Annotated in this window: 9 protein-coding genes and 6 tRNA genes; all 15 read right to left on the bottom strand. The window is 42.4% G+C overall.

The genetic code is table 11. The annotated features are described in order from the left end of the window. Positions 1-34: 34 nt before the first annotated feature. Positions 35-577 (bottom strand): histidine phosphatase family protein, encoded by a 543-nt coding sequence (locus tag DXB77_RS05435; protein WP_021943697.1) that lies wholly within the window; start codon positions 575-577, stop codon positions 35-37. A gap of 83 nt (positions 578-660) precedes the next feature. Then, a complete protein-coding gene (gene sdaAA / locus DXB77_RS05430) occupies positions 661-1,524 on the bottom strand; it encodes an L-serine ammonia-lyase, iron-sulfur-dependent, subunit alpha (protein ID WP_021943698.1) in 864 nt (287 codons plus the stop codon). 63 nt (positions 1,525-1,587) lie between these two features. Beyond that, on the bottom strand, positions 1,588-2,253 hold the full coding sequence (gene sdaAB, locus DXB77_RS05425; protein WP_117808656.1) for an L-serine ammonia-lyase, iron-sulfur-dependent subunit beta: 666 nt from the start codon (positions 2,251-2,253) through the stop codon (positions 1,588-1,590). 267 nt (positions 2,254-2,520) lie between these two features. Next, the gene (locus DXB77_RS05420) at positions 2,521-10,827 is read right to left on the bottom strand and encodes a leucine-rich repeat domain-containing protein (RefSeq protein WP_021943700.1); all 8,307 of its coding nucleotides are present in this window, start codon (positions 10,825-10,827) and stop codon (positions 2,521-2,523) included. Positions 10,828-11,351: 524 nt separating this feature from the next. Beyond that, positions 11,352-12,050 (bottom strand): zinc metallopeptidase, encoded by a 699-nt coding sequence (locus DXB77_RS05415; RefSeq protein WP_347465505.1) that lies wholly within the window; start codon positions 12,048-12,050, stop codon positions 11,352-11,354. Between the two features lie 78 nt (positions 12,051-12,128). Beyond that, the gene (locus tag DXB77_RS05410) at positions 12,129-12,596 is read right to left on the bottom strand and encodes a hypothetical protein (protein WP_021943702.1); all 468 of its coding nucleotides are present in this window, start codon (positions 12,594-12,596) and stop codon (positions 12,129-12,131) included. A gap of 39 nt (positions 12,597-12,635) precedes the next feature. Further along, positions 12,636-12,950 (bottom strand): YbjQ family protein, encoded by a 315-nt coding sequence (locus tag DXB77_RS05405; protein ID WP_021943703.1) that lies wholly within the window; start codon positions 12,948-12,950, stop codon positions 12,636-12,638. A gap of 456 nt (positions 12,951-13,406) precedes the next feature. Beyond that, a complete protein-coding gene (locus DXB77_RS05400; RefSeq protein WP_021943704.1) occupies positions 13,407-15,437 on the bottom strand; it encodes a leucine-rich repeat domain-containing protein in 2,031 nt (676 codons plus the stop codon). A 90-nt stretch (positions 15,438-15,527) separates the two neighbouring features. Continuing rightward, positions 15,528-15,668: a hypothetical protein gene (locus DXB77_RS12985; protein ID WP_021943705.1), complete on the bottom strand. Its 141-nt coding sequence runs from the start codon at positions 15,666-15,668 to the stop codon at positions 15,528-15,530. Positions 15,669-15,740: 72 nt separating this feature from the next. Beyond that, positions 15,741-15,826 (bottom strand) — tRNA-Leu (locus tag DXB77_RS05395). Positions 15,827-15,841: 15 nt separating this feature from the next. Further along, positions 15,842-15,914: transfer RNA gene (locus DXB77_RS05390), tRNA-Val, on the bottom strand. Positions 15,915-15,939: 25 nt separating this feature from the next. Beyond that, positions 15,940-16,013: transfer RNA gene (locus tag DXB77_RS05385), tRNA-Asp, on the bottom strand. A 20-nt stretch (positions 16,014-16,033) separates the two neighbouring features. Then, a tRNA-Ile gene (locus tag DXB77_RS05380) sits at positions 16,034-16,107 on the bottom strand. Positions 16,108-16,119: 12 nt separating this feature from the next. After that, positions 16,120-16,192 (bottom strand) — tRNA-Val (locus DXB77_RS05375). Positions 16,193-16,215: 23 nt separating this feature from the next. After that, positions 16,216-16,289: transfer RNA gene (locus DXB77_RS05370), tRNA-Asp, on the bottom strand. Positions 16,290-16,423: the final 134 nt, after the last annotated feature.

The following is a 16,423-nucleotide window of genomic DNA, read 5'->3' as shown; positions in this document are numbered from 1 at the left end:
TTTTTTGTTTCTATCTGCTCTGCAAAGAGGCATTTTATCTGAAGTTATATTCCCGGATCTCGCAGTTCTTAATCCCGAAATGTGCAAATTCTTCATTTGTCATATCATAAAAATACGACTGTACGATCCTTGAAATTCCATTATGTGCAACAAGCAGATATGTCTTATGTTCAGACTCCGCTTTTATATCATCCAACAGATTATAGACACGCTGGCACAGATGCATCATCGTCTCTCCGCCATCATAATGATCCAGGAAATGGGATTTTGCTTCCATGAATTCTGCTCCATTTCTGGGTGTTGATTCAAACCGTCCAAAGTTTTGCTCCTTCAATCTCGGCTCCATCCGCATCGGAATCCCTGTCATTTCCGATATATGTCTGGCAGTCTCGGCCGCACGAACAAGTGGGGAATATAATATCTCATCGATCCCCGGCTGTTCTTCTGCCAGTTTTCTTCCAAGTTCTTCTGCCTGCCGGTGTCCCAGCTCTGTCAGCTCAATATCCGTTGCACCGCAGATCTTATTCTCCACGTTCCAGATGGTCTGGCCGTGCCTCGTAAAAAATACTTTTCCCATGTTATCTCCTTATTCTTATACTATAGAATTGGATTATATATACTATAATTTCACACCGGCTGTCAACTTTATTCCACAGGATTTCACAGACGTTCAGCCACCGCGATTCCGGTGGCGGTGGCTGCGAGTCCGCCTTTTCCGGTCTCCCGGAGATCCTTATGCATCAGGTCGCCGATTTCCCGCATCGCATCGATTACCTCGTCTGCAGGAATAGCACTTTCAATCCCTGCCAATGCCATATCAACAGCGCACAGCGCATTCATGGCACCGGACGCATTTCGCTTCACACATGGCACCTCCACCAATCCTGCAACCGGATCACACACCAGTCCAAGCAGGCTCTTTAATGCCATCGCTGCTGCCTGAGTAATGAGATGGCTGCTGCCGCTCTTTAACCATGCAAGTGCACCTGCTGCCATAGCGGAAGATGCCCCGATCTCTGCCTGACATCCGCCTCTTGCCCCTGATATGCTTGCCCGTCTTGCGATCACATCCCCGATGCCTGCTGCCACAAACAGAGCCTTTACCATATCATTTTCCGAGGTGTTCGTCATTCTTTCATATGTGATCAATATCGCAGGCACAACACCACAGGAGCCTGCCGTCGGTGCTGCCACGATCCGCTTCATGCAGGCGTTGCTCTCCGCCATCTTGATTGCCCTTGCCATGACTGCTCCGCCAAATTTACCACACATACATTTGTGTGTTGCCGCATAATCAGCCATTTTTTTACCATTTTTCCCGGACAGGCCGCTACGGGAAGTCAAACTGTCATCATACGCTTCATCTGCTTCCTTCATCGAACGATACATCTGGGTCATCCGGTTTACGATATCCATTTCCGGCTGCTGCGAGTCCCTTGCCTCCTCCCGGATCACAGCCTCCCAGAACTCACATTTATTTGTTTTCATATAAGCATCGATTTCTGCCAAAGATGAAAATGCCATTATCATTCTCCTTTTTAATTTCTTTCCTGTGCCACTGCATCCTTTATTACCTAGATTCCACGATCAATCATCTTTCAGACTCAGATAGGTTACCTTCAAGATTCCTTCCAGATGCTCCAGCCATTTCAGGGATTCCTTTGGAACCTCCTGATCACATTCCAGAACCATGACTGCATGACCTCCCGGACATGCCCGATACAACTGCATCGTTGCAATATTTATGGACTTATGTCCAAGCATCGATGTCACCTCTGTCACATGTCCCGGCTGATCCAGATTATGCACGATCAGAGTCGGGTAATCGCCACTGAAATTTGCATCCAGACCATCGATCTTACAAATGCGGATTCGCCCTCCGCCGACTGATTCCGCTTCAATATCAAGCTCTCTGCCGCTTTCTCCTGTCATATGAAGCACGGCTGTATTTGGATTTGCATGTGCAAGCTTCGCTGCATAAAAGATAACCTCCATGCCTGCCTGTTCTGCCAGTTCAAAGCTCTCAGGTACGCGGATATCATCCGGCTTCATACCGAGAAGCCCGGCAACCAGTGCTTTATCTGTACCATGCCCTTTTCCTGTTGCAAGGAATGAACCATACAGTCCGATCTCCACCTTCCGGATCGGTTCATCTATTAATTTATAACAAATATATCCAATCCTTACAGCTCCTGCCGTATGCGAACTGGACGGACCTACCATGACCGGACCTACAATATCAAAAATACTCATTTTGCCACCTTCCTGTTTCTTCCAGTATTCCTCAAATTTATAAATTTTATTCTACGACTGATCTTTAAAGCCATCCTACATAATAGTTCATGAACCGAATCATACCGCCTGTCAGTTTTGCCGCAAAAGCAAAAGCCACCGATATCTTCTGCAATTCATACAGTCCTGTATCACAAACGCTCTATGAAATAACATCTGATATTCCGGTGGCCTTTCACCTTATGTTATGAACTTGTCATATGCTGTCCATATCCGGTACAACATATTCTATTTTGCTTTCTTATAAGATACCTTTGCTGGGATATTGCTCTTTTTCAGAAGGCTTTTATAACTATTCGCCTGCTTTTTCGGTATCGTTACAACTGCTTTTTTGCTGATGCCTTTAAAGGCCTTCTTGCCAACCTTTGTGAGCTTCTTTGTTGTAAATGTAATCTTCTTTAGCTTTGTACATTTTTCAAAGCTGCTCTTGCCGATTGTCTTCACACTCTTGCCAATCGTCACAGTTGTAAGTACTTTGCATCCATAAAATGCCTGAGCACCTACGGTCTTTACTTTATCACCAATCGTGGCACTCTTCAAGTACTTATATCCCTTAAATGCCTTCTTACTGATGGCTGTAACATTAAATGTAACTCCACCGATCTTGACCGTATTCTTAATTGAAAGCTTAGTAAACTTCTTATCTGACTTCTTCTTTGTTGTACCAATTACAGTTACAGTTCCCTTACCATTTGTCGATGCTTTTGTGATCTTATACCGGATGCCCTTTACCGTATAGGTATTATTCTTAGCAACCTTGATCCGGAAAGTCTTTGTTATTGTACCTGTATACTTTCCCTTACCGATAATCGTAATCGTCGCCTTACCAATATTCTTATTATTCTTATATTTCACAGTATAATCTGATTTCGCTGACAGCGTCTTTCCCTTGACTGTCACAACAGGCGTCTGCTTCAATTTCTTTCCTGTATAAATAACAGAGGCCTGTATACCTGTAACAGAGGCTTTACTGATGTCAACCTTTGTCGTAGGCTTATTTGGTGTCGGATTCGGCTTTACCGGTGTTGGATTTGGCTTATCGGAACCCGGATCGGTCGTTTCCTCTTTCTTTGGCAGAATCTCCTGCTTCTTGTAACCACATACTGTACATTCATAGGTCATAATACCTGTAGCTGATGTAGTCGGTGCCTTTGTTACTTCTCCCTTACCAAATACATGCTCTGCCCGCTCAAGGATTTCACCACAGCTGCATTCCTTCCAATGCTGGCTGTCGTCTGACTTCCATGTATAGGAATGTGAATGCTCCTCGCTGATCACGATCTCCACACTGAATATAATTCCTCTATGTGCCTGATTCCAGCCCTTATTACCGGTCCAGTCATAATTTGTACTGTCATCCGGCTTGAAGCATACCTGTACGGTGCTGTTCTCTGACAGAATGGTCTGGTTTGCTGTATACCAGTAGTAGTATCCTCCTTCTGCATCCGGAAGCTCCACATCCTTTAACACAGTGTCCTTCTTTACTGTGATCGGTGCGATCTTCTGTGTAAATTCTGCTTTTACAGGTTCTACTGTTACTGTAAGCTCTACCGCATCTACCTGATCATATACTTCTGTATTCTTTGGAATATAGCTTGCTTCAAATGTATAGCTTCCTGCTTTTTCAAGCTTCGTTGCCGGAGCTGTCCATACAAAGCTTCCACCCTCTGTTTCAGGAATCTCTACGTCTGCAAGCGTCTGTCCATAAATACCGGTCAGACCGGTTGGAACCGCAAAGTCCGGAGCCTGTTTTTCTGCTGCTACAGATATCTTTACCTTGATCTGGATCGTTCCATCTGCAAGCTCCTCATATGCACCTTCTGCAAGGTCTGCTTTACTCCAGTCATAATCTGATGTATTCGCAGGAATGAAATATGCATCATATTCTTTTGTTCCTGCTTTTTCGATCACTGTCTCCGGAGCTGCCCATTTATAAGTACCCTTTCCGGATGTTGGAAGTGTTACGCTCTCTAATGTCTTTCCTGCCAAACCGGTACACGGATCCGGTGTCTCCATAACAGGTGTGCCCTTTGCAACCTTTGTAAATGTCAGCTTAAAGCTTGCAACGGTCTGATTCTTACCGCAGATCTTGATCGTTACCGTCTGTGCTTCCGCAGCTGCCTTTGTCGGTGTTCCATAGATTCTGCCATTCTTCAGCTCCAGACCAGCCGGAAGCACCGAACCCTTGGCAAGGGAATAACCAACTCTTGCTGCAGCACTGTCAATATCGTTTGCAATCTTTAATGCAGTCAGATCATATAATGGCTTATCCTCAGTTGTTGTCACCCCTACAACTGCTGTATCTACTGTATCTTCGTCTTTATCCAGAGTGATCATAGTTGCTGTATCATTCTTCATATTAACCGTAAATACTGTAGGTTCATATGGCATAGCGGCTGTCCATGTTGTTTCATCACTCTTATTCATCACTGATTCAGAAGAACCATAAACGATGGAATCAACTGTTGTATTTTCTATCGGAATACCGGTTACTGTTACTTTTACAGAACCGTTACCACGGATATATACAGCATCATCACCTTCTATACCGGAGGTCTTCATATCACCCGTCGTGGAGGCTGCAAGCTGTACAGGAGCTGTATCGCCTTCCTCAAAGCAGAATTCCGGATAAACAAGCTCTGCTTTGTAATAGATTGTACTATAGTAACTTAAAGTCTTCATCATGGATGGTTCCTTAGAGGTAAGGATATCTCCGACTGATGTTGAAGATACCATCTGCTCCAGATCACCGTCATTGATGATTGTTCCGTTATTTGTCAGCTTACCAAATTTGAATCGTCCTGTTTCCTGATTGATAACAGAAGCACCTGCATGGATCGTCAGTGTGCTTACAGTCGTATAACTGATCTCGCCACTATTTGTAATGGTGCCGGATACAGTTGACTTTGAATATCTGTCACCCTTACACGTCAGACTGCCTTTGTTGGTCAACGTGCCATTCAGATCCGCATCTCCTGTATATACAACCTTCACACCATCTGCGATCGTGATGTTGGAATCCTTCAGCGTATGAATATCTCTGGTTTCTACATCCTTATCGATCGTGTACGCTCCACCAAGATACAGATCCAGATAGTCTTCCGCATACAGACCGCCATTTAATGTCCAGTTGTTGTTATTCTGGTAGATATAGGTAACAATACCTCTGACATTTCCGGAAACTGTACGTTTTGCCCGGATATTATCTACTATACCATTTGCCGCTACCGTATAATTATTGCGACCCGTTTTGTCAGTAATATTGATGTCTCCAACAGTTCCGCCATATGCCAGCGTACATACAGTTGTATTCTCCAATGCACCGCTGACACCAAATGAATTCGTATCAAGTAAGACATCCATATCTCCATCTATTGTAGAATTATAAGACAGGTAATTCTTACCACTACCGCCTACTTCCCAGTTACCAATGATGTCATACTTTACAGATCCATGAATGGTACTGTCACATAAGCCAAATACGGAGCTTGAACCGGTAATCTGCTGTCCATTATAATTTGCAAATGCATATCTGCTTCCGGATGCCCCAATTCTTACATTTACTGACTTATTTACGACTGCCGAGCTTGTAACATACATCTTGTAATTTTCTCTATATGCCGTCTGTGCCATCTGTGCCTGATCTGTAAACTGGAATACCAGTTCATCCGCCGTTGCCACACCAAGACCATATACATACTGATACATAGTACCTGCTGTCGCATAAAGCTCTGCCTTCTTTACAACTGCCAGATTTGCTATGTATGTATTGCTTGAGATCTTACCGCCCTTGATATATAAGCTTACGGTACCATCTACCTGCGCCTGGGAACCTGTAATATTTGCTTTACCTCTTGCGCCGTACAGACTGCCAATCGTTCCACCATACATATAGATAGAGATATCACCCTCATATGGTGCAGTTGTATCTGCATATCCAATTATGGCTCGTGTACTCAGATCGTAGGATGTTGCCCCTGCAATCTTTAATGCCTTTCCATTATCTGCAATTCCATCATGGTCATCATCCGGATAGATGGATACCTTTTTGCTGTCTGATGGATCCGGAAGAATGACAACGGAATGTCCCTTCAGATCAATATCCGTATACTGCTGTACATTCAGCTCCTTCGTCAGATCTGTAATCTTATATCCTTCCTCCTGAACAGTAAATGTAATCTTACATTCTGTCGCAGATCCATTTCTTCCTGTAATACGGAATACTGCCTCTGTTGTTTCTGCATCATCCGCAAGTGTACCGACTACCTTTGTTCCTTCCAGCTTCAGACCTGCAGGAAGTGCGGAGCCAGACTTAAGCTGATACTTAACAGAGCCCCCATACTGCATGGTTGTATCATTCTGGATCTGGATCTGACTAAGATCGTACGCCGGATCAGCAGTTGTATATTGGGTTCCTTTTACTACCATTGGATCTGCATACTGTTTGGAGCATGTGATCTGCTTCGGAATATAATCAATATATAGTTCAGATGCCGCTTGTGGAAATGCCAGCTTACAAACGCAGTCCGCATCTCCTTCTACCGGTTCTCCCCCATTTACAGATATTGCCCCTGTATATCCTGTAATATTTTTGTACTTTATATTCTGTGTTTTATTTCCCGGAAGGTAATAATAGGATTTCTTCTCATCCTCTCTGTATTCGTATGCATAATCTTCTGCAGAAGAATAAGATGTGATATCCTGTAAATTTGATGTCACAGTCACGACAAAATACAGCTTCGACCAGTCACTGATATCGGTATCCTCTGCAAACGCTCCATCCACCATCCATTTTCCGGTACAGGCAAATGTCTTTGCAGACACAGCTCCTTTATGGAAGATCTGAGCAGATGTATTCTTGATCTTGATATCTTCTGCCTTGAGCACCGCATCCTTTTCTATATATACATATGCATATCCCGGTGAAAAAGTATCAATGTTACATGTACCATGGAACCAGACCTTATCATAGGTTCCATTCGTTTTGAAGGTTCCGGCAGTTACACCCTTATTAAATGTTGTCTCTGTCCCTCCCGGAAGTGTGATCGCACCGGTGATCTCTACCGGAGCATTCGCAGTAAAATCCTTATACTGCGTTACCTGCAAAGAATCTCCTGTCAGCTTCTCATTTACTATATAATCCTCGACTGTGATCGCACCTGCCTGATCGATCAGATACCCTTCATAGAAACCATAACCGGATGGATTCTTAATAGCCATCTTGCCAACAGCCGCTTCTTTTCCCCGCTTCATCCTCATATACTGCACATGCGCACTGGAATCCAGTCCGTATACAGTGCTAACAGCTCCACCCTGAATATCTATAACAAGTGAATCTGAATCGGCATAGGACATAGTTGCACTCTTAACTCCAAATATACTTCCAACCGAACCACTAAGCACTGTGATCCTGATCGGGCGATCATAATCAATACCGGAAATACCATAGATCGTATATCCTGACAGATCTCCGCTATACATAGCCTGTCTGCCATCAGCCTTACCATCCCGATCATCATCTGCATAGATACCAGTGAGGATCACCCCATTATCAGATGTACCTGTCTGCTGAAGGACTGCAGATGTTCCGTTCAGGCTGATCGTCTTGTTTTCTTCATCGACCGTCAACCGTTCGATCGTGCTTTCCTGAATTTTCTGTACCTTGGACACGATCACATTTAATCTCAGAACAGCTTCCGTCCCATTTCTACCTGTTACATGGATATCCACGCGTTTTCCATCTTCATATAAAACAGTCGGAGTACCAATGATCCTGCCCTCTGTAAGTGTTAAACCTTCCGGAAGACTGTATGTAGCATCCTCTTTATATGAAATTGTGCCTGTTTTTGCATCATTCATAATGATCAGTCTGTTCAGATCATATAATGGCTGTTTCTCTGTATAGGTCTGATTCAATACAGCACTTGGATCAACAGATGTTTTCTTGATATCAATCGGAATTCCTTCAAATGCTGCTGTAACTACAACCTGCTCATCCGGCATTTCAAAGCTATAGGTATTTCCTTCCTTTGCAAGCTCTGATGCCTGGGTATCTGACTGCTTCTTTACCGTTGCTGAAAGGAATCGATAGCCCTTATTTGTACTGATATATACGGTTACAACATCTCCTGATTTACAATACCGCGTATCCGGATCCAAGGATGTCTGTTCACCGCTTCCAAGCGACATACTACCCTGATTCTGATCTACCTTCATAACAACCGGATATTTTATGCCTGCTTCATTTGACTCTGTCTCAATCTGTCCATTATTCAGATAGATCGCTGCAGCAGATGAACCGATCTGCTTTATAGCTGTTGCTTTTATCGTTCCCTTATTCACTACCTGCGCAGTGTATGGAATATATACATTTTCTTTTGTAGTCACTGTGATCTTTTCCGGAATCAGAACAGCTGCATAGCCGTAGCTATAATTACCATACGATCCGAAATACACATTATCCGCCGTTACATTTTCTGTAAGAATAACCTTGCCACCATAATAAATATCATTTTTTACCTTAACAACTGCTGACGCATTCTCTGTCTGCGAAGATGCCGGAATCACATAATACTTCGATGGTAACTTACAGTCATCTGTTATCGTCATATTGAGTGTTGCCTTTTGAGGTAATGAATTGGAAAAGGTTACCGCGCTCAGCTTGCTGAAATCTGTATTCTCAATCCATACATCTGTCGTTCTCTCAGCCGAATCCGAAATACTGCTATTATTGTTTGCAAAAAGAATCTTTTCTGATGAAGTTGATGTGATCTCACTGTTTCTGATCTTATAATCTGCATTTCCATAAAGAGTAACATTATTGATTGCATAGAAATACCGTGACCGTATGCTATTTACATCTGCTATGAGATCGCCTTTTATTGTTGGTGAATATACAATATAATAAGAGCCATTGCCCGCCGATGTATTCGTATTGATCACCGGCTCTTTATCCTTATCCAGGATCGTTGCATCATTCTCATGGGCAGATGTAATCTTTACATTTTTATCCACATATGCATTATAAATTCCGTAATAGTCATAACAGATGTTTCCGGATGTCCGTATCTCACAATCATCTCCCAAATAACCATTCATAACTCCATATATGCTATTTCCTGCTGTACAACCTGTGATCGAGATCGTCTTTTTTCCATATCCTTTTCGGGTTTCGCTGTTCGAACCATAATAACCCCAGATATTACTTCCCTGGCATCGGCTGATACTGATGTCAGCCTGTCCATTTATATTTGCAGAACCTGTATAATATCCATATACATTTATGCCATTCCCTGTAAGATCTTCCATCGTGAGCTTCACAGAATGAGTCTCAACGACATCATACAGTCCATATATGATGCCCCCGGCTGAGTTCTTTCGGATCGTGATATCTGCATCATAGCTGTCGCCCTGTACCCCTTCATTTCTTAGAAAGGAACAGCCGCTGGCTCCGTAGACAGCTCCTGATACCGTACAGTTCTCGATCAGAACCTTTACCTGTCCCTTCAGACCGGAGGAACCATTTATACCATATACACTTCCAAATGTTCCACTGCCGCCAAGGATCTTGATATCCGTATCACCTTCTACATAGCTGCCGCTTTCGATGCCGTAAAATGTCCATCCGGAGCCTGTATAATTCTTCAATGATACATCCAGCTTTCCGGTACAATTTGCCGCCTTTAGTACAGTAAAGGAATCGCCTCCGAGTGCATTAACTCCATCCGCATCAAAGGTCACATTCCCCACAATCTTACAGCCGGAGTCCACTGCTGCACCTTTTGCACTTTCACGCAGCGTAATATTACGCATTGTGACATTCAGATTCTTCTTGACCTCCGCTCCTGATGTAACCACACCGATTCCATTGTAAGTACCGCCATTTAAATTCAGTGATACATCTCCTGAAACACCAGCGGTCTTAACCGCATATAATGCAGACAGGCTGCATCCATCACCTGCTTCTACTGCCACAGAACCTTCTACGGCTGCATTCTCAGCTCCTGTTACAGTTCCGATCGTTGCACCGTTTTTTATACGCAGTGTTAATGCTGTCTTGCTGCTGTCTGTGTTCAATGCTCCATTGCTCAGTCCGTATACATAGCCAAGCTTTGCACCATCTATTGTGATTGAAACCGGCTGATCATATGTCTGCTGATAAAGTCCATATATCGGCATACTGCTTGAATAAATGATATCTGCACTTCCATCTAACTTAAATGCCGTTTCACCCTGATCAACGATTCCATTCTGATTCTTATCCTCATATATATTTATATAAGGAATCTGCTCCGTTGCATTTTTCGATGTACATATGACAACTGAATTACCATTCAGATTCATTCCTATCGTACTGCCAGAGTCATTCTTTATATATGTAACTCCTTTTGACGGATCAGCTGCTGTATAACCGGAATCTGTCCCGCTGTCTCCCTGTCCATCTGTCGCCGCCTGTACAGCTAAGCCCTGTGTCATACAAAGACCTGCCGCAAGTGTCAATGCTGCTACATATCCTCTCATACTTCGTTTTCTCATTCTGTCCTCCATTCATCGCTGTCTGGAACCGCATCCCGCCAATTCCTATATATACATTGATATACTATAAATTGCCAGTTATCCAACCCCTTGGGATAACTGGCAATGTCATTATGTTTCCGGTTGTGATACCTTGGGCATATTTTTGTGTAATCTTCTAAATTATTGCACAAATCCGTATTATTTTTGTGAGAAACTATCCAAATTTATCACACCATATATATTGTAGCACATTAGCTTTATAAATACTATTCACAATTTTGCAACATATTTTTAGCTATTTTTAACAATTTTAACAAATTATTTGTATATTTTGTACTATACGCTTCTGCAACCCGAAAATTATTCTCATATATGTGCATCCATTTCTCCATATTCATCCTGTCATAAAACAAAAAAATAACCGGAAAGCTGAAAACCGGTATCATTTAATACCACATTTTTTCACCTTCCGGTTACATTCATATCATATCCCGGCATGCCCATAAATGTGCACTCCGAAATATCAGATATTTACTTTTTAATCATCTTCTTCTGTTTGTAAGTAACAGCAAACGAACAAGCTGAAGGATTGCAGTTACCATTGCGGCTACATAAGTAAGAGCTGCAGCAGTTAACACTCTCTTGGCCCCACCAAGTTCTTCTTCTGTCATAAATCCGCCATTTCTTAAAATAGCAATTGCTCTGCCTGATGCATTAAACTCAACCGGCAGGGTTACAAACTGGAATACAACGACCAATGAAAATAACAGAATTCCCAGTGTGATACATACATCCAGTCTTGGGATCAGTAAACCGATCAGGATCAATGGCCATGATAATGTAGAACCAATGCTTACAACCGGCACGATCGCTGAACGAAAACCAAGCGGCGCATATCCTTCCGCATGCTGGATCGCATGACCACACTCATGTGCTGCTACACCAATTGCCGCTATCGATCTGGAACCATATACATTTTGTGACAGATTCAAGGTATGATCCTTTGGATTATAGTTATCCGTTAATTCTCCGGCAATCGGGCGGATCGTTACATCTGTGATTCCGGCATTTCTGAGAATCATCGCTGCTACCTGTTCTGCAGTAAATCCTGATCTGGTTGATACCTTCTCATACTTCTTATATGCTGATTTTACCTGAGCAGATGCGATCAGTGACAGAACAACTCCGATCAGAACTAATATATACGTTGGGTCAAAATAAAAATAAGGCATATCACTCATCTCTTTCTTAATATATATAATATCTGTAATAGTCTTTCCCTTTAAGTTCTCCCATTTCAAACGAAATACACCAAAGGATTATTTTTTTCTTCTCTTTGACTTTTTATCAGTCTGTTCCCCATACATTTCTCTGTACATTTCTTCTCTCGGATCGACCTCTTCATTTTTTCTGTCTGCCAAAAGAATCCTTCCGATAAATCCAAGTCCACCAAAGATCAACACCAGAATAACCAGCCAGTCAAATAAAGTCATGGTCGTCAAATGTATATTCGTTGTCAGAATGACCATGATGACGATCAACAGTCCTGCAAGTGCCGAAAAAACCTTTGATGCAAAGGAATCTGTCATAAACATCCAGACAATTCCTATGATCAATGGAATCACTACCATTCCTGAACTGATTCTTGCTCCCCAGATGGACATCCCTCCAAATGAAGAAAAGAAACTGGACGATACGATTACTTTCTGTGATAAGATAAATAACCCTGCCACCAGCATCACGATCCCGGCAACAAATGTCATCAGCTCATGTTTTGGCTTCTTCATATACTCCTCCATTTCTACCACTGTATGTGAATCAATCTGTTATGCTGTAAACTTCACTGCCGTTCCGGAAACAAGGATCTCCGCACCACCGGCAACAATTGTTGTTGAAGCAAATCTGACATTTACGATTGCATCTGCGCCCATGCTCATAGCCTGGTTGATCATATATGAAATTGCTTTATCCTTTGCTTCTGCCATCATCTGTGTATATGCCTGCATTTCTCCTCCTACCATATTACGGAAGGATGCTCCGATATCTTTTCCGATATTCTTACACATAACACAACAGCCTGTTACTAATGAGAGTACCTGATACTCTCTTCCTGGTATATTCTCTGTATTTACTACTACCATTTTCTTTTCCTCCTGCGTTTTCCATAACCTTTTGTTTCTCCTGCTCCCTGCAGGCTTCTTTATCATACCACGAATGAACGCGACCTGTAAATCACTTTATACTACACGTTAGCATCATTAAAACATGCATTTTTTATGTTTTCTTTTCACAATTCATTGACATCCTGAACATAGAATAAACACATTTATCCAGTAATATAAATACCATCAAAGGAAAACAAAACCAAGAGGACATCACCGGAAATGCGGTCAGAGCAAGCGTTTCCGACTGAATGTCCTCAGATCTAAAAAGTGCATACCTGAATATCAGATACACACTTTATAATTATTGCTTACTTTCATTTTTCATAGATTCCCTTCCTTCGCCCCGTAGCAATACCTGCTGCGGGGCTTTTGTTTATCTCATGTCTTATATAGCATCTGCCATATTCCGAACATTCCGGAAGACTTCTATTTTTATTTTATTTTCTTAACCTTAACGCTCTTTGCAGCTCCGGCTTTTTTGAAAGCTGATTTATATGCCTTTACCTTTTTCTTTGGCACGCTGATCGTTGCTTTTTTATTTATCTTTGTAAATGCTGATTTTCCGATGGTCGTTTTCTTTAATTTACTGCTCTTGACCGTGATTGTTTTCAGCTTCTTATCACCATAAAATGCCTTGCTTCCAATCTTGCTTACCTGCTTTGGAATCGTGAGTTTCTTGATCGCTGTACACTTGGCAAATGCTTTATCACCAATTTTTGTAAGCTTCGCATCCAATGTAACCTTGGCAAGCTTCTTGCATCCGTAAAATGCACTCTTGCCAATTGATTTTACATTTTTACCAAGCTTTACGGTTTTCAGCTTCTTGCAATTCTTGAATGCACTTCCGCCAACAGAAGTAACCTTGAACTTATAGCCCTGATACATAACTGTTGCAGGTATTGTTGCCTTTGTTACGGATTTCTTTGCTCCATACAGCGTCACAGTACCCTTCTTGGCATCTGATTTTGTAATCTTATAACGCAATTTCCCAACTTTGAACTTTGTTCCAACTGCCGCAGGCTTTTCTGCCTTGATAAATTTCTGGGAATACTGATTCTTTGAAGTATCAATACCATCCTGCTTTGCTCCTGCAAAACTGTTGTTTGAAATATGGGATACATTCTTTGGAATCACCATCTCTTGGATATTATTGCAATTCTTAAATGCATTATCTCCGATATTCTTAAGACTGTCCGGAAGTTTTATCGTATTCAGATTATGACATCCATCAAATGTACCATTCGCAATCTTTGTTACACCCTCCGGGACATCGATCACATGAAGATTATCACAGGTCTTAAATGCTCCTGTACCAATTTCCTTTAATGTCTTGCCAAGGAACTTTACTTCATTCAGATTGTTGCAGCCATAAAATACATATGCTCCTACCTTCTCCAGGGTCTTTGGTGTTATCAGTTCATGAAGATTATCACATTCATAAAATGCATAATCCGGAATTATACGGATCTTTGTCTTTGAAATATCGATCTTAATATTGACACAATATGCAAAGGAATATTTTCCAATCGATGTTACACTTGCAGGAAGTGTGATCTGCAGATTGGAATTTCTTGCAAATGCATATGCTCCAATAATCGCTGTATTAGATGTTTTTGCAAACTCGATCTGGTTCAGATTGCCGCACTGATAAAATGCATAATCACTAATCACCTTTATTGTTGTCGGTATCTGAAAACCTCCATTTAAAGCAGCGGTTTCAAATGCATATGGTGCGATCGTCGTTACCGGAACAGGGATCTTATACAATCCCTTTCCTGTATAATGAAATGCCGGAGCAAAACGATACGCCTGCTTTCCATCCTTACTGAGAAGCAGTTCACCTTGATTCTTATTCTGGATCTGTGCCTGGTTTGGATTATTTGTATTCCATGTATATGTCTTAAAATAAGCGTTTGTATCTGCTGCTGCAAATCTGCCGATTGACCGGCAGCCGGCAAATGCCCCTGTACCAAGCTTTTTCAGATTGGAAGGAATAGCGATAACTCCCATCTCAGCATATGGAACAACAACACCCTGTGCCGTTGCAGTTCCTGCTGCATCCGTTGCCGTAGCTGTATCATTTGCATCTGCTTTCTTGTAGCTGTACAGTGTACTAAGGCTCTGGCAATTCTCAAATGCCCGGTCACCGATCGTTACAATCGTATCCGGAACTGCGATCAGGGAAACCTTCTCACATCCCTTAAATACATTATTGCTAATTCCTGTTACTGTCCTGCCGTTGATCGTTGCCGGTACAATGATCTGTTCCGCATTCTTGTTTCCTTTGTATGCGGTGATCGTACCATTTGCATCACATACAAATGATGCTGCTGCACTATATGTATACATCTGTCCTGCATTATCAGCTTTTGATAAAGAGCCAGCACCCATCAGTGCCAGTATGCAAATACACATTGCTGCAGCAAGCATCAGCCATAATTGTTTACTTCTTGTCTGCTTCATAGCATAACCTCCCTAAAAAATACTGTTTCTATTTTATCATGCCATTCCACAGAAAGATAGTTTATTTCGATTTACCCTTATGAAATACTTTTATTTTTTGATAGTTGCTTTTACAACACCCTTTACAACCTTATATTTTTTATTGCCCAGTTTTACAGTGCCTGTAACCTTCTTTGCAATCTTTCTTCCTCCAATGTAAGTGTGATCGTTGGATTCTTCCACTGTGTCCATCTAGAATTTTTATCCATTTTTAGACAAACGAAAAAAAGCCTAAAACCTTTCAGTTTCAAGCTTTTTGAATAATGCCGGCGACCGGAATCGAACCGGTACGGGAGGTTAGTCCCGCAGGATTTTAAGTCCTGTGCGTCTGCCAGTTCCGCCACGCCGGCATGTCCTTTGGACAATGGGACCTACAGGGCTCGAACCTGTGACCCTCTGCTTGTAAGGCAGATGCTCTCCCAGCTGAGCTAAGATCCCATATTTAATTTTGCGCTTTCGCAAGCGACCCGGATGGGGTTCGAACCCACGACCTCCGCCGTGACAGGGCGGCGCTCTAACCAGCTGAGCCACCAGGCCATATTAATTTTAAAACGTAGTGGACGTTCGGGGACTCGAACCCAGGACCGATCGGTTATGAGCCGATTGCTCTAACCAACTGAGCTAAACGTCCTCATGTTATAAATGGGACCTACAGGGCTCGAACCTGTGACCCTCTGCTTGTAAGGCAGATGCTCTCCCAGCTGAGCTAAGATCCCATATATAATTTTGCTTTCGCAAGCGACCCGGATGGGGTTCGAACCCACGACCTCCGCCGTGACAGGGCGGCGCTCTAACCAGCTGAGCCACCGGGCCATTATGGTAATCGCTTCGATGATAACAAGCAAAACTTCGTTCACATCTTACGTTTGATGGATACATGTTCTATTGTTCATGTACCTTCAGAATTTCATACAGAAAGTCTTGCGACTTCATTCTCTCCAATCTCT

It is taken from the genome of Clostridium sp. OM05-9, from assembly GCF_003481465.1.
GTDB classification, from domain to species: Bacteria; Bacillota; Clostridia; order Lachnospirales; family Lachnospiraceae; genus Coprococcus; species Coprococcus ammoniilyticus.
This window is presented reverse-complemented; position numbering and strand designations above follow the sequence as displayed.